The sequence below is a fragment of the Sphingomonas pokkalii genome (assembly GCF_003096275.1).
Taxonomy (GTDB): domain Bacteria; phylum Pseudomonadota; class Alphaproteobacteria; order Sphingomonadales; family Sphingomonadaceae; genus Sphingomonas; species Sphingomonas pokkalii.
Genome location: NZ_QENQ01000001.1, coordinates 1321725 through 1347732, shown reverse-complemented (window position 1 = coordinate 1347732; position 26008 = coordinate 1321725). Strand labels below are relative to the sequence as shown.

Here is a 26008-nt window from a genome sequence, read left to right as displayed (position 1 = left end):
CGGCTGCCCTTCCCTAAACGAGGAATTTTCATGCGTTCCAACTATCTCTTCACGTCCGAGTCCGTCTCCGAAGGCCATCCCGACAAGGTCGCCGACCAGATTTCCGACTCGATCGTCGACCTGTTCCTGTCGAAGGATCCCGAAGCGCGTATCGCCTGCGAGACGCTGACCACCACCCAGCTGGTCGTCCTGGCCGGCGAAATCCGCTGCAAGGGCGTGTACGAGAACGGCGCCTGGGCCCCGGGCGCGCAGGAAGAGATCGAGAAGACCGTCCGCGAGACGGTGAAGCGCATCGGCTATGAGCAGTCGGGCTTCCACTGGCAGACCTTCCGCTTCGAGAACAACCTGCACGGCCAGTCGGCGCACATCGCGCAGGGCGTGGACGCGAGCGGCAACAAGGACGAAGGCGCCGGCGACCAGGGCATCATGTTCGGCTTCGCCTGCGACGAGACCCCGGACCTGATGCCGGCGACGCTCGACTACAGCCACAAGATCCTCGAGCGCATGGCCGCCGACCGCCATTCGGGCGCGGCGCCGTTCCTCGAGCCGGACGCCAAGAGCCAGGTCACGCTGCGCTTCGAGAACGGCAAGCCGGTCGCCGCCACCGCCATCGTCGTCTCGACCCAGCACGCCCCGGGCTATGACCAGGGCGAGAAGGAAGCCGAGCTCCACGCCTATGTGAAGAAGGTCGTTGCCGACCTGCTCCCGGCCGAGCTGCTTTCGGACGCGACCGAATATCACATCAACCCGACCGGCTCGTTCGAAATCGGCGGTCCGGACGGTGATGCGGGCCTCACCGGCCGCAAGATCATCGTCGACACCTATGGCGGCGCTTCGCCCCATGGCGGCGGCGCGTTCAGCGGCAAGGATCCGACCAAGGTCGACCGTTCGGCGGCGTACATCACCCGCTATCTGGCGAAGAACATCGTCGCGGCCGGCCTCGCCAAGCGCTGCACGATCCAGCTCGCCTATGCGATCGGCGTGTCCAAGCCGCTGTCGCTCTATGTCGACACGCACGGCACCGGCACCGTCGGCGACGACAAGATCGAGCAGGCGATCCAGGGCATCGAGAAGCTGGGCGGCCTCACCCCGCGCGGCATCCGCACCCACCTGGGCCTCAACAAGCCGATCTACCAGCCGACCGCGGCCTATGGTCACTTCGGCCGCAAGCCCGAGGGCGATTTCTTCCCCTGGGAGCGTACCGACCTGGTCGAGGACCTGAAGGCCGCGCTCGCCGCCTGATCGGTTCTCCCAAACCACGGAAACAGCCCCGCCGGCCCCTGCCGCGCGGGGCTTTTTCGTACCGGCTGCACCGCGGCTCCGTACCATCCCCTATAAGACTTCTCAGAGCCGCACATGGTTAACGCGGTCTAACAGGGAGCATTGGATGGTTCTCGACCAGGAGGACTTGCAGCCGGCAAGCCGGCGTGGCCTGCACATCGCCTTCCGCCCGATCTACGACATCGCCGTCGGTCGCGTCTTCGCCTATGAAGCGATGCTGCGCAGCACCGACGGAGAAGACGGCGACGATATTTTCGAGCAGCTGCCCCGCGCCCATCATGCCGAACTGGATCGTCGCGTCGCGATCGCGTCGGTCCATCTCGCGATGACGGCCGGGCTGGACGAGAACAATGCGCGGCTGCTGATCCCGATCCACGCCGCCAAGGCCGCCGCGCCGGGCGCCTCGCTCGCCGCCGCCGCCGAAGCCGGCCGCCGCGCCGGGCTGCCCGCCGAGCGCCTGATCTTCGCCGTCCATGGCTATGGAGAGATTCCCGGCCAGCATCTTGCCGATCTGGTGGAAGGACATCGCCGCGCCGGCAGCCTGACCGCCTTTGTCGGCCTGGGCCACGATCCGGTGGGGTTCAGCCCGTGCGTCCGCTATCGCCCGGAAATGGTGCGCCTCGATCGCGAACTGGTGACCGGCATCGACAATAGCTGGTCGCGCCGACTGATGCTGGAAGAACTCACGCCAAAGCTGCGCGACCATGGGATGCGCGTGATCGCCGACGGCGTGGAAAGCGATTCCGCCCTGCGCCGCCTGCGCAGCTGGGGCATCTTCCACGTCCAGGGCGACCTGGTCGCCCCGCCCGTCGCTGGGATGCTGCCGCCATCGCGCATCACCCGCCCCACCGCGAACGCGTGACGGGGACGCTTCCTGCCCTCGGCCGGCAGGAAGCGTCCCCGCCTCAGCGCGTCGGCACCGGCTCGGCGCCGCTATAGTCATAGAAGCCGCGCTTGGTCTTGCGGCCATACCAGCCGGCCTCGACATATTTCACCAGTAGCGGGGCCGGGCGGAACTTGGGATCGCCGGTGCCTTCGAACAGCACGCGGGTGATCTCCAGGCAGGTATCGAGCCCGATAAAGTCCGCCAGGGTGAACGGCCCCATCGGATGGTTGAGCCCCAGCTGGCAGGCCGCATCGATATCGGGGATCGTTGCCACGCCCTCGCCGAGCGCGAAGCACGCCTCGTTGAGCATCGGCATCAGCACGCGGTTGACGATGAAGCCCGGCGCGTCATTGGCATGGACGATCCGCTTGCCCAGCGACTGGCCAAACGCTTCCACCGCGGCGACCGTGGCATCGCTGGTGGCAAGACCGCGGATCAGCTCGATCAGGCCCATCACCGGCACCGGATTGAAGAAGTGTACGCCCATGAAGCGCGCCGCATCCGGCGCCGCCTGGGCAAGACGGGTGATCGGGATCGACGAAGTGTTGCTGGCGAGGATCGCCTCTCCGCCCAGCGCCTTGCCGACCGTCTCGAAGATCTGGCGCTTGATCGCCTCCCGCTCGGTCGCCGCCTCGATCACCAGGTCGCAGGGGGCCATCGCGGCAAGCTCGCCGACCGGGGTGATCCGGCCGAGCGCGGCCTCGGCATCGGCGGCGGTGATCTTTTCCTTCTCCACCGCCCGATGCAGCTGCTTGCCGATCCCCGCCTTGCCGGCTTCGGCGCGGGCCTGGTCGACATCGGACAGCAGCACGGCATAGCCCGCCTGCGCCGCAACCTGGGCGATCCCCGCCCCCATCTGACCCGCACCGATCACGCCTACCGTCTTCATGCCCGTCTCCTGCAATTCTGTTGCCGTCCTACTACGCAAGCCGGCGCCGCTCGGCTAGCATCTGCGACATGCTGTTGCTTGCCTTCTCCGCCGCCGCGCTGGCCCAGGTCACCCCCGGCCCGATCCGGACCTTCGGCGACTGGGCGGTCGCCTGCGACAATGTCCGGCGCTGCGAGATGACCTCGCTCCAGCCGGAAGATGGCGATACCGAAACCAATGGTGCAGAGCTTTCGCTGGTGCGCGAACCCGGTCCGGCAGGGGCGCTGACGATTGCGTTGTGGCCGGGTAGCGACGGCAAGGGCACGTTGACGCTTGCCGTCGACGGCAAGCGCATCGCCGGCGGCAGCATCCGGGAGGACGTGGTGCGGTTCAGCGGCGCCGAAGCCCAAGGGATCGCAACCGCGATCGCCAACGGTCGGCGCGCGCAGCTTTCCGCAGGCGGCAAGAGCGCCAGCCTATCGCTGGCCGGCGTGTCGGCGGCGTTGCGCTTCGTGGATGCGCAGCAGGGCCGCGCCGGCGGGGTCACCGCGCTGGTTGCGCGCGGCACCAGGCCGGCGAGCGCTGTACCACCCGCGCCGCCGCTGCCCGTCGTGGCCGCCGCGCCCTTGTCCCACGGCGAGGCATCGCTGCCACCGGGCCTGCTCGCCCGGCTCAACAAGGCGAGTGGCTGCGACGAGGAGTACTCCGCCGATTTCCCCCAGCCCGCACCCGAAACCGGCGCGCTGGGCGGCGGTGCGACGCTGGTGCTGGTCGCCTGCGGTTCCGGCGCGTACAACCTGTCGAGCGCCGCCTTTATCGTGCGCGGCGACAAGGCACGCCCTGCGGCGTTCGATACGGCCAAGCCCGGTGCGAACGCGGCTGCCGACGCCCTCATCAACGCCAGCTGGGATGCCGGCACCGGCACGCTATCCAGCTATGGCAAGGGCCGCGGGCTGGGCGACTGCGGCGTTTCCGCAACCTATGTCTGGGACGGCACCCGCTTCCGCGCGACCGAGATCGACCGGATGGACGAATGCCGCGGCTCCACCAACTGGCTCACCGTCTGGCGCGCCGACATCCGGCGCTGAGCCGGATCATTCCTCGCCCTCGGGCGCATCTCGCGCGTCGCGGCGGCGGCGATCGGCATCGCTGCCCGGCACCGGAATCCGCACGTTGCGCGGGATCGCGTCGCGCGCCTCACCCTCCGGCACCAGTTCGCGGACGCGGCCGAGATCGAGCTGCAATCCCTCCTCGTCGACGCGCACGCCTGCGCCGTTGAGCACGTCTTCCAGCTCGATGCCGTTCTCGTCGGTCGCATTGTCCGGCTCGACCGGCACCGGCGGCAAGGTCAGGCCCAGCGCGCGGACCATGAAGTCGCGCCAGATATGCGCAGGCAGACCGCCGCCGGCCGCTCCCGCCACCGGGCTATTGTCGTCATTGCCGATCCATACGCCGACGACGAGGTCGCCCGCCCAGCCGACGAACAGCGCGTCGCGGCCATCCTGGGTCGTGCCGGTCTTGCCGAACGCCGGCACCGGCAGCGCCGCCGCCCGGCCGGTACCCGATTGCACCACCGTTTCCAGCATCGAGCGCAGGTCGCCCAGCAGCCGCTCGTCGAACCGGCTCGGCCCGCCCAGGCGCCGCGCCAGCCAGTCGTCGGCCGATTCGTCGGCGTCGAGCCCGCGCGGCCGGACCGGATAGCTGCCATTGGCGACCGCCGCATAGGCCGCGGTCAGTTCGAGCAGCGACCCCGTGGAGGTGCCCAGCGCGATCGACGCATCATTGCCCAGCGGCGTGGAAATCCCCAGGTCGCGCGCGGCCTGGCTCACCCGGCCGACGCCGAGCTTCTGGATCAGCCGCGCCGCGACGACGTTGCTCGATTTGGCCAGCGCCTGGCGTAACGTGATCCGCCCCGCATAGCGGCCGTCGCTGTTCGAAGGCTTCCAGTCGCCGATCTGCACCGGCGTGTCCTCGACGATGGTATCCGGCGTCATGCCCGAACGCAGTGCCGCCAGATAGACGAACAGCTTGAACGCCGATCCCGGCTGGCGCCGCGCCTGGGTCGCGCGGTTGAACGGGCTGGCGGCATAGTTGCGCCCGCCCACCATCGCGACGATGCGGCCGTCCGTCCGCATCGCCACCAGCGCCACCTGCGCCTTGCCGAGGCCCGAAGCCTTGATCACCCGCTCCGCCGCTGCCTGCAGCCGAGTGTCGAGCGTGGTCGTAACCGTCTGTTCGGTAGCGACGCCGCCGGCACGATCGCGCGCCTCGGGCAGCACCCAGTCAGCGAAATAGGTGCCGTTCGGCAGCGTCTCGTCGCTATCCTGAACGTGCAGCACCGCCGGCCGCACCCGCCGTGCCTCGGCCTCGGTGATGAAGCCGGCTTCGCGCATCGCGCCGATCACCAGCCGCTGGCGCTCGCGCGCCCCGTCCAGATTGCCGGTCGGCGCCAGCCGGCTCGGCGCCTTGACGAGACCGGCGAGCAGCGTCGCCTGGCTCAACGTCAGTCGCTCGGGCGTCGTGGAAAAATAATGCTGGGCGGCGGCGCGCAGGCCATAGACGTTATCGCCGAAATAGACGTTCGACAGATAGCGCGAGAGTATCTCGTCCTTGGTCAGCCAGCCTTCCAGCCAGAAGGCGATCAGCACCTCCTGCGCCTTGCGCCCGAAGGTGCGGCGTGAATTGAGAAAGGCGTTCTTGGCAAGCTGCTGGGTGATCGTGCTGCCGCCCTGCGAACCGCCGTCGGAACTGAGGTTGTGGTAGAAGGCGCGCGCAATGCCGCGCGGATCGACGCCCCAATGGCTGTAGAAGCGCCGGTCCTCGATCGCGATGAACGCCTGGGCGACGTGCGGCGGCAGCTTGCTGACATCCACCGGCTTGCCGATTACCGCCCCCCGCCGCGCGATCGGCGTGCCATCGGCGGCGAGCAGGGTGATCGAAGGCGGCGCCGGCGGCCGCAGCGATTTTGAAAGCGGCGCGGTGATCGCCAGCCAGGCCACCGCGGCGATGAACAGCAGGATCAGGACGGCAAGGCCCCGGACGATCCACCGCACCCAGCGGATGCGTCTACGGCCGGACGCGGCGGGCGGCAGATCGTCGCCACCGTCGAAGCCGCCGCCGGCGCCATGGCCCGGCCGGAACGACGCGGCCGGCGCGGCGCTGTCGCTGCTGCCCATGCCGGGCCGCCAGATCGGCTCGCGCTTGTCGCGCCGGCCTTCGGGCCGCCAGCCTTGCGGCTGCACCACATCATCGTCGGGGCCATCGCGCCGCAACGGGAATCGACTGTCAGGAGAAACGGGCTCGCGCGCCATCCATCCGCTTTAGCCGATACCCTGTGTTATCGCAATAACACACATCGCATTTGGCGGGCAGGCGTCCTCAAAGGTTTTGCACGCGATGGCGCGAAGGCAAGAAAGAAGAAGGAAACGCGTTTCGCGCAGAGGCGCGGAGAGCGCAGAGGGAAATGGCCTGCGAAACAGGCGGCATTTCCCCGATGCCGGCTCTTTTCCTGCGCTTCGCGTTTACACGCCCCTCTGCGTCCTCCGCGCCTCTGCGCGACAAAACGTCTTCGCGTCTTCGCGCCTTCGCGTGAAAGAAAAAAACCGGTCCCGCCGCGCTCAGGCCTCCAGCTCGATGTCCCAATAGAGCCAGTCGCGCCAGGTTTCGTGGAGATGGTTGGGGGGGAAGCGCCGGCCATGTTCCTGCAGCTGCCAGCTCGTCGGCCGGATCGGCTGGATGTGGAGCGGCATGCCGGCCTGATGGGGCGTGCGACCGCCCTTTTTCAGGTTGCAGGGCGCGCAGGCGGTGGCGACATTTTCCCAGGTGGTGCGGCCGCCCTGGGCGCGGGGAATGACGTGGTCGAAGGTGAGATCCCGGTGCGATCCGCAATATTGGCAGGCGAACTTGTCGCGAAGGAACAGATTGAACCGGGTGAAGGCGGGGAATTGCGAAGGCTTCACATATTGTTTGAGCGCGATGACCGAAGGCAACTTCAGCCTCGCGCTGGGACTTCGAACCTCCCGTTCGTAATAGGAGACGACGTCCACACGCTCGAGAAAGATCGCTTTTATCGCCGTCTGCCAGGGCCACACGCTCAGGGGATAGTAACTCAGTGGCGTGTAATCGGCGTTCAGCACGAGCGCCGGGCACCCATCGGGATGGCGTATAAGATCGGGATGGTACATGCGGTCCCTCACCCTCGATTTCGGTGCCTCGCCTCTTGCGCAGAAGCGTGACGCCCGCATGACAGCATATGCCGCGACTCGCGGTCAAGAGCCGGATTCATGGATATCCACACTCGTTTCGCTCCCAGCCCCACCGGTCGCCTCCATCTCGGCCATGCGTTCTCGGCGCTCCAGGCGCATGATTTCGCGAGAGCGCATGGCGGCCGCTTCACGCTGCGTATCGAGGATATCGACGGCACCCGTTCGCGGCCCGAGCATGTGGCGGCGATCCTGACCGATCTCGACTGGCTGGGGCTTCGCTGGGATGAACCGCCGGTCTTCCAGTCGCAGCGCCTGCCCCGTTACCAGGCCGCGCTCGATCGGCTGCGGGCCCTGGGCCTGCTCTATCCCTGTTTCTGCACCCGCGCCGATATCGCCGCGAGTCTCTCGGCCCCGCACGGTCCCGATGGCCCGCTCTATCCCGGCACCTGCCGCAGCCTCGTCGCGCCCGACCTCGCCCGGCCGCATAGCTGGCGGCTCGACATGGCGGCAGCGGCAGCGCGCACCGGCCCGCTGACCTGGCACGACGCCCATGCCGGCACCATCGCCGCCGATCCGCTGGCCCATGGCGACGTGATCCTCGCTCGCAAGGATGCACCCGCCAGCTATCACCTCGCCGTCACGGTCGACGATGCGGCGCAGGGCATCACCCATGTCGTGCGGGGCGCGGACCTGTTCGCCGCCACCCATGTCCACCGCCTGCTCCAGGCGCTGCTCGGCCTGCCGACGCCCGACTATCGCCACCACGCGCTGCTCACCGGCCCGGACGGCACCCGCCTGGCCAAGCGGCACGGCGCGCCGACGCTCGAATCGTTGCGGCTGGTGGGGGAGGATGGCCGCGCACTCGCCGACAAACTGCGCAAAGGGGAAGTACCGGTTGGCTTCGCCGCAATACAGGCGTAGGTTCCCGCTATGGTGTTCCTGGCGATCCTGTTCATTGCAGCAGTCCTGACGACGCTGTTCTTCCTTATCAAAGGGCTGGTCACCATGGCCGGCACGACCAGTCAGGATCTGGAAGGCACCGGCCCCAGCGAACGCGCGATCCGATCGAACAAGCTGATGCAGAAGCGCATCCTGTTCCAGGCGGTGGCGATCGGCCTCGCCGCACTGATCCTGCTGATCGCCTCCGCCAAAAGCTGAGCGTTTAGCCCAGGAATTCTGCCAGCCGCCGGGCGAATATCTCGGGCTGGTCGAGCATGATGAAATGCCCGCTGTCGCCGACACCCTGGATCGTCACCTTCGGCGCACCCGCATATTGCGCGCGATACATGCCCAGCACCGACGCCTCCCCGCCCCGCGCATCGGTCCACGGCACCAGCACGGTGATGGGTGCTGCGATCTTCGCCAGTTCGGGCCGCAGATCGGTGGTCATATCCTCATACAGCGCCTGACCGCTCACCCGCATGTCCGCCTTGGCCGACCAGCCGGCAAGCGTCGCGCGGGAGGCAGGCTTCAGTGCATTTTGCTGCGCGATCATCTGTCCCACCGCATCCGGGAACGGCTTGCCATAGAGGCTGGCCATCTGGTTGCGCATCATCTCTGCCTGGGGCTTGAGCATCTCGGCCGTCGCGGCCGGTGCGAAGATCGCGCCGATGAACGGCAGCGCATCGACGATCAGCGCCTTTTGCACGTCCTCCGGATGGGCCCGCGCCAGCATCAGCGAGACCAGCCCGCCCATCGAATGCCCGACTAGCGGCACCGCGCCCAGCTTGGCGCCCGTGATCAGCGTGTGGAGATCGTCGACGATGCCGTCGAGGATGCCGGGCTGGAGGTTGCCGCGCGGATCGTCGCCGCCAAAGCCGTTCACCTGCACCAGATAGACGCGGTGGTTCTTGGCAAGCGCCGGCACCACCCCGTCCCAGGTCGCGCGCGGGCTGGACAGGCCGGGGATCAGGATCACCGAACTGCCCTGCCCGACGACCTGCACCGAGATATGCGCCATCTGCACCATCGTATCTGCAGCGGCAGCGACGGGCGCCGGCGCGCCATGGCTGTGCGACGACATATTGGCGGCGGCGAGCGCCACGGCCATGGCCAGCCACCGGCCGGTGGAAACGCGCGACGCGGCAAAGCAAAGGGCGTGCATCATTGGTCCTGCTCCTTGGCGGGGTTGAGGAAGATGTCTTCGATGGCGAGACCGAACAGATCGGCGATCTTGAAGGCGAGCGGCAGCGAGGGATCGTAGCGCCCGGTCTCGATGGCGTTGACGCTCTGGCGCGACACCTCCAGCCGTTCGGCAAGATCCTGCTGGCTCCACGCGCGCTCGGCGCGGAGCACGCGGAGGCGGTTGTTCATGCCTCGCCTCCCGCCCGATCGCGCCAGGCCATCGCGCACTGGGCAAGCCCCCAACTGGCGCACCACAGCGGGAACGCCCAAAACACATCGATCTGGCCGATCGCCTGATAGATCTGGAGGAACCCCAGCACCGTCGCCACTGCCAGCACCACCCCGATGCCGAACAGCATCGCGATGACGAGGCGCTGGCGCACATACTCGTCGCTCTCTTCCCTGACATACAGGCCTATCACCAGCAGGATGCCGAGGATCGGCAGCGCAGGCAGGATCGAGAGCGCCACAAGGGCGGCGCCGGCGGGGTGGAGTTTTGCGACGATGAGGCTCGTCGCCATCACCAGCACGACATAGGCAATCATCGTCGGCACGAAGCGCTTGATGTAGCGCCGGGCAGCCGGAGTACGAGAGAGCATGTAAAGCCTCCTTGCTAATCAGACAAGTAAGCTTTACGTCAACCACGCTTTACATGTCAAGGGTGGTGGACATTATGTACTTTACAAAGCATCCCTGATGCGGGTATATAATCCGCATGACGAACCTCACCGCTCCCCACTTCACAGACGAGAACGCGGCGCGCGAGCATCTTGAAGCGCTACGCTGGCCGCAAGGTCCCGTCTGCCCTCACTGCGGTTCGTTGGAAGCGAAGCGGCTCCCTGCCCAACGCGGAAAACCGTCCAAGGCGCATCCCGAAGGCAAGCTTCGCGCTGGCGTGCTTCAGTGCAACGGGTGCCGTGGGCAGTTCACCGTGACCGTTGGTACGGTGTTCGCTGACAGCAAGGTTCCGCTCAACAAGTGGCTTCTCGCAACGCACCTCATGGTCGCGAGTAAGAAGGGCATTTCTGCCCACCAGCTACACCGCATGCTTGGCGTGACCTACAAGACCGCGTGGTTCATGGCTCACCGCATCCGTGAAGCGATGGTTCTCGATGACAACGGCCCGATGGGCGGCAATGGTGGCACTGTCGAGGTTGACGAGACCTTTATCGGTCGCGTTCCTGGCGAAAGCCGTATGGCGATCCACAACATGAACAAGATCGTGTCGCTGGTCGATCGCGTCACCGGCCGCGCCACCTCGGTCGTGTTCACCGGCAATTTCAGCCTCAAGAGCATCGCGCCGATTCTTGAGCAGCACGTTGCCAAGGACAGCCGCATCGTAACGGATGAAGCGCGCCATTATCGCGGCCTTGGCGTGCGCTTCGACGGCGGCCACCAGTCAGTGGCGCACGCTCGCGGTGAGTACGTACGCCAGGGCACCGACATTCACACCAACACCATCGAAGGCTTCTTCGGCATTTTCAAACGCGGTATGAAGGGCGTGTATCAGCACTGCGGGTCGCAGCACCTGCAGCGCTATCTTCGCGAGTTTGATTTCCGTTACTCGCATCGCGCTGCGCTCGGTGTGAACGATGACGAGCGCTGCGAGATCGCTTTGCGCGGCATCGCGGGGAAACGCCTGACCTATCGGCGGACTTCTAGCCTCGCAGCCTAAGCATCCGGCGCTAGGCCGTAAGCGCGCCTTCAAGGGCGGGGCTTGCGGCACTCGATGGATGCTGCCTCCAGAGTGATTCCCCGCGAGTAGCGCTTTACCTAGGCAGGTTCGTAGGGCACGCCTAGGCGGATCGACATTGCATGCTGGGAAACGCCCAAATGGCTAGCCATTTGGGCTGTAGTCATTCCTTCAGCACGCAAGCGCTCAACTGCCGCTGCAGGCATTAAAAGCGAAGCCGCAAATCGGTTAGCTTCGGTTTCCTGCTTTGGTCCAATTTTCGGGTTGAATAACTTGTCACCCTGCGTGGTGCGGTAAGCACGATTGTCGTTAACGCCTTCGCCCAAAAGCGCTCGGTGATGAACATAATGGCCGAGTTCATGAGCTATCGTGAATCGCTGACGCGTTTCGGGGTGAAGGGCATTGACTTGTATCTCGTACTTGTCAGGCGTGACTTTCACCAGTGCTCCAGACATATCATCATCCAGCAACATCGGCTTGACTGCGATCCCGAGCTTTCGGGCAAGTGCGGCCGGGTCCACTGGCGCGTTCCTCTGCGCTTCAGCGATAACGGAATAGAGGGTCGTCATGGCTGTGGATCATCCTGTGCATCTGCAATACCATTACCCTGAGCTTCAGTCACGGAGTTCTGGGCTAGCTCCCGATACTGCGCCACCAATATAGGTAGCATCTCCTCCATTTTTAGGATGGCTTCCGCCTCCAGGCGTCCCTCTAGCTCCGCCATGCGCTCATTGACAGCGGCGGTTGCGACCTCCTTTGCCCTTGTTCGAAGGTGGACAAACAGGGGAATGGCTCCCAAGCCAAGAAGCAGAGCGATCACGGCGAGGAGCGCAGATATAAAATCCAGCCTCCCAATCTGAGCGGCAACAGCGACGGCGTCGCTTGTTTGAACCAGAGCGTTTGCGTTCAAGGCTGTTTCGTCCGACCATCGTTGCTGATCGGCCGCCCTCGCCGCCGAGGCTCGCTTGGCTCCGTAAGCGGTTCATGCCGTCTTGGCGGGGTGCTTAGCATCCTGCGGAGTACGTCATCTTCCTCAGTGGAGGGCATGGGGCACTCCTGCAATCTTAGCGACGCGACCAATAGCCCCAGCTTCATCACCTCTGAAATGTAGCACCCCTGACAAACGGTTTGTAGCTTGCTGGCGAACCTTCGCCGTTATCGACTTCTCGCGCTCAAGCAGCGCAAGGATCTGCACGTCTAGATGCTCCTCGTGCTCCGCCCGCATCTGCACGTACAGAGCCTCAAGAATGCGCGCGTCGCTGGTTCCGAGGAACACTGCAACTGGCGGTTTCTCGCCGTGCCTCACCACAAAGTCGGGCACGAAGTCCGACAGGTCTGGCGAGATCGGGGCGCCTTCCAGGATGACGGCGCGGTCGCCAATCTGCTCAGTTAGCATACGCTGAACGTCTAGGCGGAAAGTGCTCGCAACGCGATCCTCCGACAGAAGCAAAAGATCGTTTACGCGCAGCATGAAGGAAATGAAGCGTAGCGAGGCGCTCGGCAGCTCGTTCTCAGCTATACGCGACAGACGAAACTCGCGGTCATCCTCATCCAAGGTGACGCCATACTCTGCCTGAAGGTCGGCGAAAGCCTCCGCCCGCGATTTATTGGACAGATCGAGCCCGCTTGCTTCCAAATTCGGGAATACCAAGCCGCTATCTTGAATTTCGAATAGTCCGCTCGCCTCGCGCTTTACATAGAAGCCGATACGATCACCATCGGGGAAGGCAAAGCCAGTGCTGACCGCGACGCCAAACGGCAGCTCGCGGACTGTGATGTCATCGCAGAAGGCGCGACAAAGCTGTTCCTTCACAGCAAGCGTCCTTGTTCCTGGCCGCCGCCTGCGTCCGCTACCCTAAAGGCTTTATAGGCGCGATTCACGGCCTCCATGTGTCCCATCTCATACGGTCGGGCTCGACTGTACGCTCCTTTTGGCGGAATTCGAATCCCCCCATTTCGCTGCCGCGTGGCACCTGTCGCAAACTGACTCAGGTCGGCGCATTTTGTGTGCCAGTGCCAGCTTCCGTGATCGTAGTGGTGCTCTAGGCAGGCAACAACGGCGAGTTCGTCGGGCGCACTGTCGATCGCGAGGAAGGCGATGAAGTTAGCCTTCTCCAGATGGTACGCGATCAAGATGCGCCCAGTGATAGGGCCGCACTCGTAGTGGTCCAGCTTCCACCACCACTGATTACCAAGGATGAAGCTCCGCTTCCTCGCCAACGGGAAGGCTGTCTTCGGCATCTTGTTTTTACTATCGACCGCGCCGCACTTCCACGGCCCCGCTTTAGTGATGAGCTTTGGGGCTTTCAGGAAGGCTCGAATTTCCACTTGGCGAACCTAGCGGATTGGGCGAGGGCGTCAACCCAGCTTTGTTATGTATATAATGTCCAGGGTGGTTGACATGCACAATTTCGCCCGAGTGCCGGGGAGGATCAGCCGGAAAGCCGCGCCACCATGTCCTCGGCGAGCTGGCTGAGCGTATCGTCGCGGGCGCCCATCACCACGATGCGGTCGCCCGGGCGGGCCTGCGCCACCAGATGCGCCGCCGCCGCCCCGCGGCCGGGGATGTGGATCGCCTGCGCGCCGGTCGCCGCGACATCGGTGACGATGTCGGCGCTGGTCACCTCGCGCGACACCGTGCCGCCCTGGTAGACCGGGTCCGGCAGCACGAGAAGATCCTCTGCGCCCAGCTTCGTCGCGAACATCGCGACCAGTTCGCGCCGCATCACCTTGAGCGGGCCATAGCCATGCGGCTGGAACAGCAGCAGCAACCGCCCCGGAAAGGTGTGGAGCGTATCGAGGGTCGCGGCGATCTTGTCGGGGTTGTGCCCGAAATCGTCGATCACCGACACGCCGCCGGCCGTGCCGACCAGCTCGAACCGCCGCCGCAGCCCGGTAAAGCCCTCGACCGCCTTGCACGCATCCTCCAGCGACACCCCCGCCGCGGTCGCCGCGCCGATCGCCGCCAGCGCATTCGCGACATTGTGCCGTCCCGGCACCTGCAACCGCACGCGGCGGACCGTCTCGCCCATGACAAGGTCGAAGCTGATCGCGAAGGCTTCCGGCGCCAGGTTCCGCGCCGTCAGATCCGCCTCGCCTTCGACCGCAAAGGTCAGCGTGCGTCCGCGGTCGAGCCCCGCCGCCAGCGCGGCGCTTTCGGCATCGCCGACATTGACCACCGTCGTCGCCGCCTTGCCCGCGAACGCGCCGAACAGCAGCCGCAATTCCTCCAGCGACTTGTGGTCGAGGCTGACATTGTTGAGCACCGCGATCCGCGGCCAGTAATTGGCGATCGAGCCGTCGCTCTCGTCCACCTCGCTGACAAAGGCGTCGCCCGCCCCCACCAGCGCACTCGCGAACGGCGCATCCGGCCCCGCGAAATTCTTCATCACCGCGCCGTTCATCACCGTGGGATCGCGCCCGCAGGCGTGGAGGATCCAGCCGATCATCCCGGTCACCGTCGACTTGCCGCTGGTCCCCGCCACGCCGATCGGCAGCGGGGAAGCGTTGAACAGGCTCGCCAGCAGCTCGGCGCGCGACATCCGTGCGCAGCCGAGCTCGGCGGCGCGCACCATGTCCGGCACGCTGGGCTCGATCGCGGCGGAGGCGACCACCACCTGCTCGGCCGACTGCACGCCGCTGCCGTCCTGCGGGAACAGCTCGACGCCGCGCGACCGTAGCCAGTCGAACTTGGACGCCAGCCGCCCGCCGTCGAGGCTGCGGTCCGAACCCGAGACCCGGGCGCCCCGGCCGGCGAGGATCATCGCCAGCGGCATCATCCCCGAACCGCCGATCCCTACGAAGAAGCTTGCTTTGCCATGCTGCATGGGCACGCTATCGGCAATTCGAGGAGACCATACAAGCATATGCGGATCGGAGTCGTAGCACCTGCGCGGCCAGTCACCCGGGAATCGTCTGCCCGCATGGCGGCGTTCATGGCGCTTACCTACCCGGAGCACGAGGTGGTGTTCCACCCGCAATGCTATCTGTCGGCGGGCCATTTCGCCGGGACCGATGCCGAGCGCGCGGCGGCGTTCCTGGAGTTTGCCAACGATCCGGCGATCGACGCGATCTGGTTCGCGCGCGGCGGCTATGGCTCGAACCGCATCCTCGACGCGGTGATGCCGCATCTGGGCGACGCGGCGCGGCGCAAGACATACATGGGCTTCTCCGACATGGGCTTCCTGCTGGGAGCGCTCTACGCCCGCGGCATCGGCCATCCGGTCCATGCCTCGATGGCGAGCAGCATCGGCAGGAACGATGCCGGGGTGGATACCGGCTGGGCGCTGGGCTGGCTGATCGAGCGCGACCGCCGCGGGCTCGATCCTGCCCTTGCCGATGGCCGCCCCGCTGCCGCCTTCAACCTCGCGATCCTGACGTCGCTGATCGGCAGCAAATATCTGCCCGATCTCACCGACCATGTGCTGATGATCGAGGAGGTGGACGAGCCGCTCTACCGGATCGACCGGATGCTGTTCAACATGGCCCATGCCGAGCAGTTGAAGGGCATCGCCGGCATCCGCCTGGGTGCGGTGACCGCGATCGCCGAGAACGATCCGCCCTTCGGCGAGACGGTGGACGAGATGATCCTGCGCTGGTGCAAGGAGATGGGCGTCCCCTATCTCGGCCGCTGCGCGATCGGGCATGTTGCGACCAACCGCGTCGTGCCGTTCGGCGTCGCCTGAATCGTCAGCCGGCGTCCGCCAGCAACGCCTGGGCAAGCTGCCGGTCGAAGCCGGGGACGACGTGGTCGATGAACGCGCGCAGAGTGGGCGTCATGCTCTTCTTGGACGGGTAGCACAGGCTGATCCCGAACTCCTCCGTCCGCCAATCGGGCCATAGCTGCACCAGCTCACCCCGCGCGAGTTCGCTCTGGCTGATGATAAGGGGCATCAGCGCAATGCCCAACCCCGCACGCGCCGCTTCCAGGATCACCGATCCGTCGTCGCTGGCCAGCCGAGGCAGCAACTGTACGTCGTGGCGCTTGCCCGAGGAATGAATCAGCGTCCACCGCGCTTCGCGGCGCTGCACGCCGAAGGTCAAGGTCGGCAGGTTGGAAAGTTCCAGCACGCCCTTGCCGGCAACCTGTGCGGCCATCTCGGGGGTGGCGACCATCCCGCTGTTCAGCCGCGCGAACTGCCGGATCACCAGCGACCCCGCCGTCGGCAGATCGGCCGCGCTGCGCAGCGTCACGTCGAACGATTCGCGCACCATGTCGACATTCTCGCTGGTGACGTGCAGCTCCAGCCGAACGCCCGGATAGCGGGCCAGGAAGCCGGGCAGCAGGTCGTGCTCCAGCGCCCGCGCGAAGCCGGGCGGGCAGCACACTCGCAACAGCCCGACGACTTCGCTCCGCATCCGCTGCGCGATCAGCCGCGTCGCGTCGATACGGTCGGCGATCACGTCGCATTGTTCGAAGATCTCGCGCCCCGCCTCGGTCATCCGCAGGCTGCGGGTGGAGCGTTCGAGCAGGCGCATCTGCAGGTCCGCCTCCAGCCGCGCCACCTGGCGGCTCAGCTTGGCCTTTTGGGACCCGATTGCCCGCGCGGCGGCGGTGAAACCGCCATGGCGCACCACCTGCGCGAACGCGGCCAGATCATCGAGATGCATGGAACGTAGATACTATCGATGGCACCGGGTGTAACCCCTTGTTTCCAAAACCAGTCATGCCCGGCCGGTACAAGGCCGGCCGGGCATACCGCAGCGCGATCGGCGCGCGCGCGGAACGCAGGCGGTGACTGAAGGGGGGCGATTTTCAGTCACGGGGCCCGCGGAACTCAGAAGCGATAGGCGACGCCCAGCAGCACCTGGTGCCGGTCGAACTTGCCATCGCCCTTGCTGAAATCGCTGTAGCGATATTCGAGTCGGGTGGAGATCTTGTCGGTCACCATCTGCTCGACACCGCCGCCGACCAGCCAGCCGTCACGGCCTTCCGATCCGGACAAGGTCGTTGTGCCGTTCACGATCCGGGTACCGACCCGCGCATTGGCATAGCCGCCGCGCACATAGAGCAAGGTCGCCGGGGTCACGAGATACCCCGCCCGCGCACTCAGGTCGATCGAACGCTTGGGATCGATCGTCACACCGTTGCGGCTGAAGCCGCCGTCGATCGGCAGGTTGAGTTCGGCCTGGGCGCCGATCACGATATTCTGCGCGACCTGCTTGTCATAGCCGAGGAAGCCACCTGCAACGCCGGTGTCGTGATGCCGGTTGATCGGCGCGATGCCCAGATCGGTGCTGGGGTTGCGGACGTTGGTCTGTTCCCAGCCGCCCTGCACGCCGACCGAGGGCCCGTCGAACGGCGTGGACGCGGACTGCGCATGAACGGCACCAGCGATCGAAAGCGCGGCGACGGCGGCAACCCCACGGATGAATTTCTGCATTGGTACGCTCCTTGAACACATCGTCCGAGCAGGAGCCTGCGCCCGGCCAAACGCTGCGCCCGGGCGCACACGCTACCCTCAGCCTTGCGTCGACGGGCAACCGGGCCCCGCTTCGGTGCCCGCCATGTGGGCCGGTTTCGAGCAAACCATTAGATACGAAAACTGTGAATCACTGTTGCCAAAACAGTACCAATCCCCCCTTGCGGGGCGGGGTGGGGGGCTTATGCGGTGGCAAGGTCCGCCACTGCGTCCACACTCTCTGCTCCGCATTGCATCGAGGGCGCCCATCCTTCTACCTTGCTGCCAGCGAAAGCCGGCATCTCCCGCAGATGTGCTGTTCTGTTTTCGTCCAGCCACAGGAGGACCCAGCTTTCGCTAGCGCGACATCTGGTCGAGCGGATTGCAAGACCCGGCGAGTCTACAGCAACGCAACTTGGTACGCGACCATCGCTCGCTTGGCCCCGAATTCATCACGCACGTCCTTTGCAACGCACCGCAGAAACCATCCCGTTTACACGGATTTGGTAAGGTCGAATTTTTTCTCGGTAGCCACCCGCAAGTCCGAATTGCGAGCAAGCATCGCGTAAAAGTCATTCGGCACGCTTTCACATGAAGCCTTGTCTTTGCCTTTCGGGATTTTTTTATCCAACCCCTTACCAATCAGCCACAGTGCCTTATCCAGCACACGTCGCGTATAGGGGTACGTCATACCAAGCAGGCGCGCCTGATCCGCAATATCTGCCGTAATCGTTGGCAACCATCGTGCATGGAGATTCTCAAAGTCACGCAGGAAAGCGACGGCATCTGATTCGTTTTTGATATTCTTACGATGCCTTTTAATTTTGATTATATGGTTCATAGCTACGACAGCATGACGATCCCACATTGTAGCATGTTCAGGCTGATAATACCAAAGAGCTTTCATGCAGAAGGAATATAGATTATTTCCCTCTCTTCCATTATACTCCGCAATAATATTTCGAACCTCGGATATCGCTCGAACCCATACCCTGGCGATCTCTTCAACATGATCAGCACCGTCGCCGATATCGACGGATTTATATTCCCGAAATAAGCATATAGCGAGCGCGTCGTGTTTTTGAGAACGCATCCCGTTACGATCGATATTTATTGCACCCTGATTAACACTATATTCCTTGGCAAATTCATACAATTCCGCACCAGTCCAAGCTCTTACCCTTAGGCATTCAACAAGCTCTTTATCAGTAGGCCGCTTACGCGGACGAGCATCTTGCGACGGATTGTTCCGCCACTGGTCGATTGCGGAAGCAACACCCCACCAGATAGCCCCCTCCATGCTTGACGCGACATTCTTTATTTTAAGCTCGCACCAGTCCACAGCGTACACTCCATCCATTCTGAAAAACTCAGAATATTCTGGAGTTATTTACAAATATTGATGAATTTTGGCGTTGCGCAGCCGCCCTCATCCCTCCAGCACCCGCCCCACTCGCACCAGCACGCCATCGGGATCCGACGCCGCGAACTCGTATACGCCCCAGGGCTTGGCGTGGGGCGTGCCGGGTTCGATGATCGCATCGCGCACCCGGTCCGCCACCGCATCGACATCCTCGACATAGAGGTACAGCCCGAAGGGATTGTCCGGCGCCTGGGGGACGTTCGCCTCCTGCCGCAGGTGCAGATGCCAGCCCTTGCCGTCGCCGAGGATGCGATAATGGCCATAGTCACCTTCCACGGCGAGCCCAAGCCGGGCGTAGAAGGCGGTGCTGGCCTCCAGATCGCGGCAGGGCAGGATGGCAACCATGCGGTGGTCGGTGGTCATCGACATCTCCTGGGGGGCAGTGATGGCAGGATGCTGCCATAGCCCCTTGCCGGTGAACAGCTTTTCTGTGCTGCGCCATGCCCTCTTGCCGGACGTGCCTGCGCTCCCAATCTTAGCGGCCACCGGTCTCCGGCCGACGCTCTTTGACCCTGTCGGCACCCTCGTCGCGACGCGCAGGATTCACGCGCGCAGAGCGTGAACTTCGTCAACTTCGTGTAAACTTGCGGTGTGCGCCGAATTTCGCTGCAACCGTGAACTTCGTGAACTTAACGCGCCAACCTCACCGCGTCAGCTGGGCCACATAATCCGCATGGCTGGGCATGGTCTCCGCCGCCCGCGCCATGGCGTCCGCCAGCTTGGCGAGATGTGCCCGCCCGTCGATGCCGCGCGCCGCCAGCAGTGCATCGCGCCCCACCGGCCAGTTCCCCTGCCCGATATGCACCGCCAGCCAGGACGGCGCGGCGAACAGGTCGAACTCGCGGGCGACCAGCCGGCCATAGCGGCGGAAATGGTCGATCTTCCATTGCAGCGTGTCCGGCACCGCCATCGTCGCGCAATAGCGCCACAGGGGAGAATCCGCCCGCTCGGTCAGCTTGTAGTGCAGGATCAGGAAGTCGCGAATCCGCTCGAACTCGGCGATCGAGATGCGGTTGAACTCGTCGACCAGCAACGGGTCCATGTCGCGCGACGGGAACAGCGCCAGCAACTTGGAGATGCCGGCCTGGATCAGGTGCAGGCTGGTCGATTCGAGCGGCTCCAGGAACCCGCTCGACAGCCCGATGGCGACGACATTGTGGCTCCAGAAGCGCCGGCGGTGGCCGGTGGTGAAGCGCAAGGTACGAGGCTCGGCCAGCGGTGCGCCGTCCAGGTTCGCCAGCAGGATCGCCCTGGCCTCGTCCTCCCCCATGAAGGCGCTGCAATGGACGTGGCCGTTGCCGGTGCGGTGCTGCAGCGGAATGCGCCATTGCCATCCCGCCGCCCGCGCTGTCGACCGGGTATAGGGCGTGAAGGCGCCGGGCTCGCACGGTACCGCAACGGCGCGGTCGCAGGGCAGCCAGTGGCGCCAGTCGACAAAGCCCGTGCCCAGCACCTCCTCGATCAGCAGCCCGCGAAAGCCCGAGCAGTCGACGAATAGGTCGGCGGGGATGCTACGGCCATCCGCCAGCAGCACCGCCGCAAGATTGCCGTTCTCGCCGTCGCGATCGGCGCCGGCGATCCGCGCATCGATCCGCACCACGCCCCGCGCCTCGGCATAGTCGCGCAGCAATGCCGCATAGAGGCCGGCGTCGAAATGATAGGCATAGTCGAAGGTGGAACCCACGCTGCGCGGATCGGCCAGCGGCGGGGCGAACTTGCCCCGCTTGGCGGCGGCCCATGCCATCGAAAGGTCGTCGAGCGCCGGTGCGTCGCCCTTGTCGCGCGCATCGAGCCAATATTGGTGTAGCGGCACCAGGTCGAAATCGCGCCCGAATGGGCCGAAGGGATGGAAATAGCGGGCACCGATCCGCCCCCAGTCGACGAATTCGATGCCCAGCTTGAACGAACCGCGGGTGCGGCGGACGAACTCGGCTTCGTCGATGCCCAAGGTGCGGTTGAACAGGCGGATCGGCGGGATCGTCGCCTCGCCTACCCCCACCGTGCCGATGTCGCTCGATTCGATCAGGGTGATCGCGGTGCCGACGCCCAGCGCATTGGCGAGCGCGGCGGCCGTCATCCAACCGGCCGATCCGCCGCCGGCGATGCAGATGGAACGGATGCGGCGATCGTCGCTCATCCTGCCTTTCTATCCGATCCCGGCGCGGCGGCGTAGGGGGGACCGCCGCGCCGGCTCCGGGGAGGAGCAGTGATAGCAAGAGGACGCGATGCTGCCCTCTCGCTCTAGAACCGATAGCCGGCCGAGATCGATACGGTCCGCCCCACGCCGACACGGTTGGTCGCGGCATAGGGCACCCCGTACAGCTGTCCGAGCGACTGCAGCTCGGCGACGCTGCCCTGATCCAGCCGCCCGGCCTGATCCCAGGCGTTGAACAGGTTGTTGGCGTTGAGCGACACTTCCAGCCGGTCGATGGGGCGCACCCGCACGAACGCGCTGACGATGTTCGAGCCCTTCTGCTTCAGGCGGTTATCGTCCTGCGGATAGCTGTCGGTCTGGCCGATCAGCGTGAAGCCCACCGCGGCAAGCCCGAAATCATAGGTAGGGGCGATGGTGTACATCAGGTCCGGCGTCGCCCGCGGCGTTTTGCCGGCATTGCCGCTGATCAGGTCCTCGGCAATGCGCGAGTGGGTATAGACAAGGTTCGCCATCAGCGAGAAGCCGCCATTGGTATATTGCGATTCCAGCTCGACGCCCCAGGTCTTGTACTTCTGGAACGTCTGGCGCTGGGTGGTCAGATCGAAATTATACTCGGTGGCCTGGCTGCGGAAGCCGGTGACGAACAGCCCGTAATTGCCGCCGGCCAGCCGCCCGCGCTGCTTGATGCCCAGTTCCTGTTGCGTCACCGGGTTGACGACCACGGCACGGCCCAGGGTCGTCAGCTGGCCGGCGGGGGTGAAGGCTCCGGCAAAGTCGGAAACCACGCGATCGGCATTGGCGCGATGGCCGCGCGAAACCCGCACAAAGGCGCTGGTGCTGGGCGTGAAGCGGTAATTTCCGCCGAACGACCAGCTCGTATAGTCGACCTTGTAATCGATCGGCTGCGCACCTGCGAAGTTGGTCAGGTACACATTCTGCTCCGCCACGCTCAGCGTGCCGTCGCGATTGATGTCGCGGCTGGTACGCGCGCCGGTGGGGTAGAAGGTGCCGCCGCCCTTGATGTTGTCGAACCGCACACTGCCGTCGAGATCGAGTGCGTCATCGGCATAGTTGAGCGACAGGTACGGCGCATCGGTAGTATAGTTCAGGTCGTACTGCCGGTTGTTGCCGCCCCACTGGTTGTTGTAGCCGGTAAGGCCGGCATCGGTCAGCCGCGTGCCGCCGGCACTGACCAGATCGATCAGCGCGCCGTTCGGCACCGCCTCGGTAAGGCTGCCGTTCCAATGCCAGTTCATCGCAATATCCTGGCGCGAATGGTACCAGCCGGCCCGCGCCGTCACCTGGCCGTTGCCCAGGCCGAACTTGCCGGTCACACCCAGGTCGTTGGCCCAATGATCCATGCCGGTCATGTCGGTGTAGAGATTGGGGTTCTGGTTGACGACCACCGATCCGGCCACCGTCTGCCCGGCCCTGGGGCCGTTGGCATATACGGCGCGCGCCGCGGTGAAGGTCGTGCCCCCTGCCGCGATCGTATAGGCACCCGCCCCGCTCGTCAGCGCGGCGACGTTGGTCAGGCTGCCGAAGAACGGCGCGGAAAACTTGCCGCTGTTCCAGCTGTAGGCGAACTTGTTGTCGATCTCGAACGCGCCGCTTCCCCAGTGCAACTGCGCACCAATACTGCGCGACTTGACGTGGATACCCTCGGCATTGTCGCCCTGCTTGGTCGATCCGTCCGGATTCACCGTCGTGAAGGTGCGGTTGAGGTTCGAGAAATTGGTGTCCGACCGCGCATCGAAACCGGGCAGCGCCCGATAGCCGGTGATCTTGTTGCCCTCCACCAGCACCTGCATCGGCGAGGCGGTATAGGTCGGCGCGCGATCGTCCAGCGCCTTGAACGAAAGCCGCACATAGCCGCGATCGGCATCGAAGCTCTGGGTGACGTTGCCCTTGATCTGGTACCCCTGCAGCGCGTGGAAGGGCAGGTCGCGGGGGCCATCGCCGGTGCGGTAGAAACCGCCGATATTGGCCTTCAGCGTGGAATTGATCGGGCCACCCACGTTGAAGTCCAGCCGGCTTTCCTTATAGCCTAGCCCCGTGGTCGCGCGGATTTCGCCGCCCGCGGTATCGCCCGTCTTGGACACATAGTTGATCACCGCGCCCGGCGCCTGGCTGGCGAAGGTGGAGGCGGAACCACCGCGGATCGCCTGCACGCGATCGACGGTCAGGTCGTAGCGAGTCCAATAGTCGTTATTGCCGAAGGCGATGTCGCCGAACTCGACGACCGGCAGGCCATCTTCCTGCAACTGGACATATTTCGAACCGCCCGACGCCAGCGGCAGACCGCGCACCGTGATGTTCGAATTGCCGCCGGGGCCGGCGGTGGATTCGGCGCGAATGCCGGGGATCAGGCGGAAAACCTCGGCTTCGGAACGGGGCGCAAGATTCTGGACCGATTCAGCGGAAATATCGGTAACCGAAACCGAACTCTGCATCTTGCTGCGGCTGGTCGGAACCGCCGTCACGACGATCTCGTCTAGGAAGCCACCTTGTGCCTGCGCATCCTGCTCCGCCGGAGCGGGAGCAGCTTCCTGCGCAAGGGCGGTGCCGGAGCCCAGCACCAGCGCAATGGCGTGCAGCGAAACCAGCGAACGCGAACGAAAGCGTGCCATCAGCATCTCTCCCTAAGATATGGCGGACCCTCTGTCGGGACCCCTTGCGCCATTGCGTATTCCATATTGCAATCGATTGCAACGACTCAATGCAATCGATTGCTAAGCAGAATGCTTGCTCATTTTCGTGGTTCGCGCCACTAAGGTATTTCCGTGACCAACGCTGAACCGCCCTCTCGCCCCGTCAGAACCCTCGCGGATCTTGCGCGGGTCGCAGGGGTGTCCGCGGGCACGGTCTCACGTGCCCTGGCGGACAAGTCGCTGGTCAATCCGGAGACGCGGCAGCGCATCCAGGCGCTTGCAGCCGAACACGGCTTCCGCCCCAACCAGATGGCACGTCGACTGCGCACCCAGAAGACGGGTGTGATCGGCGTCGTGGTGCCGCTGGGCCATGAGCGCCGCCAGCATCTCTCCGATCCGTTCTTCATGACGATGCTCGGGCATCTTGCCGATGCACTGACCGAGAACGGCTATGACGTGATGCTCTCGCGCATCATCCCCGATGCTGCCGACTGGCTGGAACGGATCGTCGATTCCGGGATGCTCGACGGGGTGCTGCTGATCGGCCAGTCGGACCAGATGGAGGCGATCGAGCGCGTCGCGCGCCGCTATCGCCCGCTGGTCGCCTGGGGCAGCAGCGCGCCCGGCCAGGTCCATTGCGCGATCGGCACCGAAAATGTCGCCGGCGGGCAACTGGCGGGCGAGCATCTGATCGCGCGCGGGGTCCGGCGGATCGCCTTTCTCGGCGAGTTGCGCGCGCCGGAGATCCGCCAGCGATATGACGGGGTCTGCGCTGCCGCGGCAGCCGCGGGCGTACCGCCGCCGCTGCAGCTCGATACCCATCTCGCCTCCGACATGGTGGAGCAGGAAATCGCCCGGCACATGGCGCGGCACCTTGATCGCATCGATGGGATCGCCGCCGGCTCGGACGTGATTGCGATGGCGACGCTGCGGGTGCTGGCGGATCACGGCATGGCCGTGCCCAGCGACGTGCCAGTGGTCGGCTATGACGATCTGCCGCTGGCGCTGCAGACGGTGCCGCGCCTCACCACGGTAAAGCAAGACATCGCCCGCGGCGCCAAAGCGATGGTCGATGCGCTGTTCGCCCGCATCGCCGGCGAAGACAGCCCGTCAGTGGTGATGGCCCCGGAACTGGTCGTGCGCGATTCGGCGTAACTATTGCCGGATCGTCACCCGGTCCCCTGCGAAATCGAGGCTGAAGAACGGCGCGGGGGCGCCACCGAAATAGCGCCGACGGCCTTCGGCATCGGCCAGAGCTACGGCCCCATCGGCATCGATACCGGCATAATCGATGAAGCTCAGCACATCCCCTTCACCGGTAACCCACCAGCAATAGGCCTGGGTGGGGCGCTCGGGCGGATTGGCGGCGACGAGGCCGGTGCCGTTCACCGGCCGCCACGCTCCCTGCATCGAATCCGCCACCATCGCATACAGCCCGGTAGGCGCCACGATCCCTTCGGCGAAACGGCGCGCCTGAGTGCTCCAGAACAGATAATAGGCGCCGTCACGGTACAGGATATGCGGTCGCTCCAACTCACTATTCACCCCGATCGACGAGAGAATCGGCGATTCCAGCCGCCATGGGCCGTCGTCGCGCCGGGCAATGCCGATCACCCCGCTGACCGGCGTATCCACCCAACCGGCATTGGCGGTGAAGAGCACATAGTCCGTGCCGTCTGCCGGATCGCGGAAATAGCCTGGATCGCGGAACCCCTTGATGCCCTGCGGCGCCGCCACCGCCTCATCGGCCACGGCATAGACCGCACCGTCCGCCGCCACGATCTCCTCTGGCGTGGTCCAGCCGTCCAGCCGTGGCGTCTCGCCATCGAGCTGGAAACGCCCCGTCGATACGAACAGCCGCTGCTCAAACGTCGTCGCCTCCCCCCGGCGACCGGCCGCGGTGAAATAATGGGTGAGCGTCACGCCGTCGTCCTCGAGCACAGCCGAGCCGGACCATTCGCGCGAACCGGGCGTGAAGCCCTCGGGAAAGGCCTGGCCGTGATCGCGCCAGCCATCGTCGCCATGGCTGGTCAGCCAGATACGGGCGAGATCGTGCCGGCCTTCCGGATCATCGAGCCGGGGGGCGGCGAGGAAAAACCACCAGCTCCGGCCGGCGCGCAGCACTGTCCGGCCATCGGGATGCGCGATCTGCCACATGTCCCAAACGTCATGGCCAGGCACCAGCGGGACGCCGCCCTGCGCCAGCACCGGCAGCGCGGCGTCCCGCTGGGCGGGAATGCCGGCGACGGCTTGCCCGGTCCAATGCGCGCAGGGTTCGGGAGCGGGAGCGAGATGATGCACGGATGTCCTCTTGTAGCGAG

At 65.1% G+C, this 26008-nt stretch carries 26 protein-coding genes; 8 read left to right on the top strand and 18 right to left on the bottom strand.

Features of this window, described 5'->3' with window-relative positions; translation table 11 throughout:
• The first annotated feature begins 30 nt into the window (after nucleotides 1-30).
• Nucleotides 31-1242, top strand: a complete 1212-nt coding sequence (gene metK / locus DD559_RS06100) for a methionine adenosyltransferase (protein WP_116468399.1) — start codon at nucleotides 31-33, stop codon at nucleotides 1240-1242.
• 145 nt (nucleotides 1243-1387) lie between these two features.
• On the top strand, nucleotides 1388-2143 hold the full coding sequence (locus DD559_RS06095) for an EAL domain-containing protein (protein WP_116468398.1): 756 nt from the start codon (nucleotides 1388-1390) through the stop codon (nucleotides 2141-2143).
• A gap of 43 nt (nucleotides 2144-2186) precedes the next feature.
• On the opposite strand, the gene DD559_RS06090 is transcribed toward DD559_RS06095, so the two are convergent.
• Nucleotides 2187-3056, bottom strand: coding sequence for a 3-hydroxyacyl-CoA dehydrogenase NAD-binding domain-containing protein (locus DD559_RS06090; RefSeq protein ID WP_116468397.1), 870 nt, complete (start codon nucleotides 3054-3056; stop codon nucleotides 2187-2189).
• 68 nt (nucleotides 3057-3124) lie between these two features.
• On the opposite strand from DD559_RS06090, the gene DD559_RS06085 reads away from it, so the two are divergent.
• The gene (locus tag DD559_RS06085) at nucleotides 3125-4123 is read left to right on the top strand and encodes a DUF1176 domain-containing protein (RefSeq protein ID WP_116468396.1); all 999 of its coding nucleotides are present in this window, start codon (nucleotides 3125-3127) and stop codon (nucleotides 4121-4123) included.
• A gap of 6 nt (nucleotides 4124-4129) precedes the next feature.
• On the opposite strand, the gene DD559_RS06080 is transcribed toward DD559_RS06085, so the two are convergent.
• Together DD559_RS06080 and DD559_RS06075 are read right to left on the bottom strand one after the other, a co-directional pair.
• Complete coding sequence (locus DD559_RS06080; RefSeq protein WP_240610142.1) at nucleotides 4130-6346, bottom strand: transglycosylase domain-containing protein; 2217 nt, start codon at nucleotides 6344-6346, stop codon at nucleotides 4130-4132.
• A gap of 306 nt (nucleotides 6347-6652) precedes the next feature.
• Nucleotides 6653-7219: an HNH endonuclease gene (locus tag DD559_RS06075; RefSeq protein WP_116468394.1), complete on the bottom strand. Its 567-nt coding sequence runs from the start codon at nucleotides 7217-7219 to the stop codon at nucleotides 6653-6655.
• 99 nt (nucleotides 7220-7318) lie between these two features.
• Here DD559_RS06075 and gluQRS point away from each other — a divergent pair, with 99 nt between their 5' ends.
• Both gluQRS and DD559_RS06065 read left to right on the top strand, forming a co-directional pair.
• Nucleotides 7319-8161 (top strand): tRNA glutamyl-Q(34) synthetase GluQRS, encoded by an 843-nt coding sequence (gene gluQRS, locus DD559_RS06070; protein WP_116468393.1) that lies wholly within the window; start codon nucleotides 7319-7321, stop codon nucleotides 8159-8161.
• 9 nt (nucleotides 8162-8170) lie between these two features.
• Complete coding sequence (locus DD559_RS06065) at nucleotides 8171-8398, top strand: HIG1 domain-containing protein (RefSeq protein ID WP_116468392.1); 228 nt, start codon at nucleotides 8171-8173, stop codon at nucleotides 8396-8398.
• Between the two features lie 4 nt (nucleotides 8399-8402).
• Here the strand turns inward: DD559_RS06065 and DD559_RS06060 are convergent, their stop codons facing one another.
• From DD559_RS06060 to DD559_RS06050, 3 genes are read right to left on the bottom strand one after another with little or no spacing between them, the layout of a single operon-like run.
• On the bottom strand, nucleotides 8403-9347 hold the full coding sequence (locus tag DD559_RS06060) for an alpha/beta fold hydrolase (protein ID WP_240610141.1): 945 nt from the start codon (nucleotides 9345-9347) through the stop codon (nucleotides 8403-8405).
• Nucleotides 9344-9553, bottom strand: coding sequence for a helix-turn-helix transcriptional regulator (locus DD559_RS06055; protein ID WP_064311647.1), 210 nt, complete (start codon nucleotides 9551-9553; stop codon nucleotides 9344-9346). The genes DD559_RS06060 and DD559_RS06055 overlap by 4 nt, the downstream gene beginning before the upstream one ends.
• Nucleotides 9550-9963: a hypothetical protein gene (locus DD559_RS06050; RefSeq protein ID WP_116468391.1), complete on the bottom strand. Its 414-nt coding sequence runs from the start codon at nucleotides 9961-9963 to the stop codon at nucleotides 9550-9552. The genes DD559_RS06055 and DD559_RS06050 overlap by 4 nt, the downstream gene beginning before the upstream one ends.
• A 116-nt stretch (nucleotides 9964-10079) precedes the next feature.
• On the opposite strand from DD559_RS06050, the gene DD559_RS06045 reads away from it, so the two are divergent.
• Nucleotides 10080-11039, top strand: coding sequence for an IS1595 family transposase (locus tag DD559_RS06045; RefSeq protein WP_116468390.1), 960 nt, complete (start codon nucleotides 10080-10082; stop codon nucleotides 11037-11039).
• 98 nt (nucleotides 11040-11137) lie between these two features.
• On the opposite strand, the gene DD559_RS06040 is transcribed toward DD559_RS06045, so the two are convergent.
• The 5 genes from DD559_RS06040 to DD559_RS06020 form a co-directional block, all read right to left on the bottom strand.
• Nucleotides 11138-11626: an ImmA/IrrE family metallo-endopeptidase gene (locus tag DD559_RS06040; protein WP_116468389.1), complete on the bottom strand. Its 489-nt coding sequence runs from the start codon at nucleotides 11624-11626 to the stop codon at nucleotides 11138-11140.
• Nucleotides 11623-11967, bottom strand: coding sequence for a hypothetical protein (locus DD559_RS06035; protein WP_116468388.1), 345 nt, complete (start codon nucleotides 11965-11967; stop codon nucleotides 11623-11625). The genes DD559_RS06040 and DD559_RS06035 overlap by 4 nt, the downstream gene beginning before the upstream one ends.
• 123 nt (nucleotides 11968-12090) lie before the next feature.
• Nucleotides 12091-12870, bottom strand: a complete 780-nt coding sequence (locus DD559_RS06030; protein WP_116468387.1) for a DUF1828 domain-containing protein — start codon at nucleotides 12868-12870, stop codon at nucleotides 12091-12093.
• The gene (locus DD559_RS06025) at nucleotides 12867-13385 is read right to left on the bottom strand and encodes a hypothetical protein (RefSeq protein ID WP_116468386.1); all 519 of its coding nucleotides are present in this window, start codon (nucleotides 13383-13385) and stop codon (nucleotides 12867-12869) included. Before DD559_RS06025 ends, DD559_RS06030 begins: the two co-directional genes overlap by 4 nt.
• A gap of 104 nt (nucleotides 13386-13489) precedes the next feature.
• Complete coding sequence (locus tag DD559_RS06020) at nucleotides 13490-14884, bottom strand: UDP-N-acetylmuramate--L-alanine ligase (RefSeq protein ID WP_116468385.1); 1395 nt, start codon at nucleotides 14882-14884, stop codon at nucleotides 13490-13492.
• Nucleotides 14885-14923: 39 nt separating this feature from the next.
• Between DD559_RS06020 and DD559_RS06015 the strand changes: the two genes are divergently transcribed.
• The gene (locus tag DD559_RS06015; protein WP_116468384.1) at nucleotides 14924-15742 is read left to right on the top strand and encodes an LD-carboxypeptidase; all 819 of its coding nucleotides are present in this window, start codon (nucleotides 14924-14926) and stop codon (nucleotides 15740-15742) included.
• 4 nt (nucleotides 15743-15746) lie between these two features.
• Here DD559_RS06015 and DD559_RS06010 read toward each other — a convergent pair whose 3' ends face one another.
• The 6 genes from DD559_RS06010 to DD559_RS05985 all read right to left on the bottom strand — a co-directional run bounded on the left by DD559_RS06010 (nucleotide 15747) and on the right by DD559_RS05985 (nucleotide 23666).
• Nucleotides 15747-16667, bottom strand: coding sequence for a LysR substrate-binding domain-containing protein (locus DD559_RS06010; protein ID WP_116468383.1), 921 nt, complete (start codon nucleotides 16665-16667; stop codon nucleotides 15747-15749).
• A gap of 167 nt (nucleotides 16668-16834) precedes the next feature.
• The gene (locus tag DD559_RS06005; RefSeq protein ID WP_240610140.1) at nucleotides 16835-17440 is read right to left on the bottom strand and encodes an outer membrane protein; all 606 of its coding nucleotides are present in this window, start codon (nucleotides 17438-17440) and stop codon (nucleotides 16835-16837) included.
• Between the two features lie 511 nt (nucleotides 17441-17951).
• Nucleotides 17952-18800, bottom strand: coding sequence for a hypothetical protein (locus DD559_RS19590; RefSeq protein WP_133243784.1), 849 nt, complete (start codon nucleotides 18798-18800; stop codon nucleotides 17952-17954).
• A gap of 87 nt (nucleotides 18801-18887) precedes the next feature.
• Nucleotides 18888-19244, bottom strand: coding sequence for a VOC family protein (locus DD559_RS05995; RefSeq protein WP_116470747.1), 357 nt, complete (start codon nucleotides 19242-19244; stop codon nucleotides 18888-18890).
• A 280-nt stretch (nucleotides 19245-19524) separates the two neighbouring features.
• On the bottom strand, nucleotides 19525-21018 hold the full coding sequence (locus DD559_RS05990; protein ID WP_116468380.1) for a tryptophan halogenase family protein: 1494 nt from the start codon (nucleotides 21016-21018) through the stop codon (nucleotides 19525-19527).
• A gap of 104 nt (nucleotides 21019-21122) precedes the next feature.
• Nucleotides 21123-23666 carry a TonB-dependent receptor gene (locus DD559_RS05985; RefSeq protein ID WP_116470746.1) on the bottom strand — a complete coding sequence of 848 codons (2544 nt, stop codon included), beginning with the start codon at nucleotides 23664-23666 and terminating at the stop codon, nucleotides 21123-21125.
• Nucleotides 23667-23819: 153 nt separating this feature from the next.
• Here DD559_RS05985 and DD559_RS05980 point away from each other — a divergent pair, with 153 nt between their 5' ends.
• A complete protein-coding gene (locus DD559_RS05980) occupies nucleotides 23820-24842 on the top strand; it encodes a LacI family DNA-binding transcriptional regulator (protein WP_206364456.1) in 1023 nt (340 codons plus the stop codon).
• Here DD559_RS05980 and DD559_RS05975 read toward each other — a convergent pair whose 3' ends face one another.
• Entirely contained in the window at nucleotides 24843-25988 is a 1146-nt protein-coding gene (locus DD559_RS05975) for a glycoside hydrolase family 68 protein (protein WP_116468378.1), read from the bottom strand.
• Nucleotides 25989-26008 lie beyond the last annotated feature (20 nt).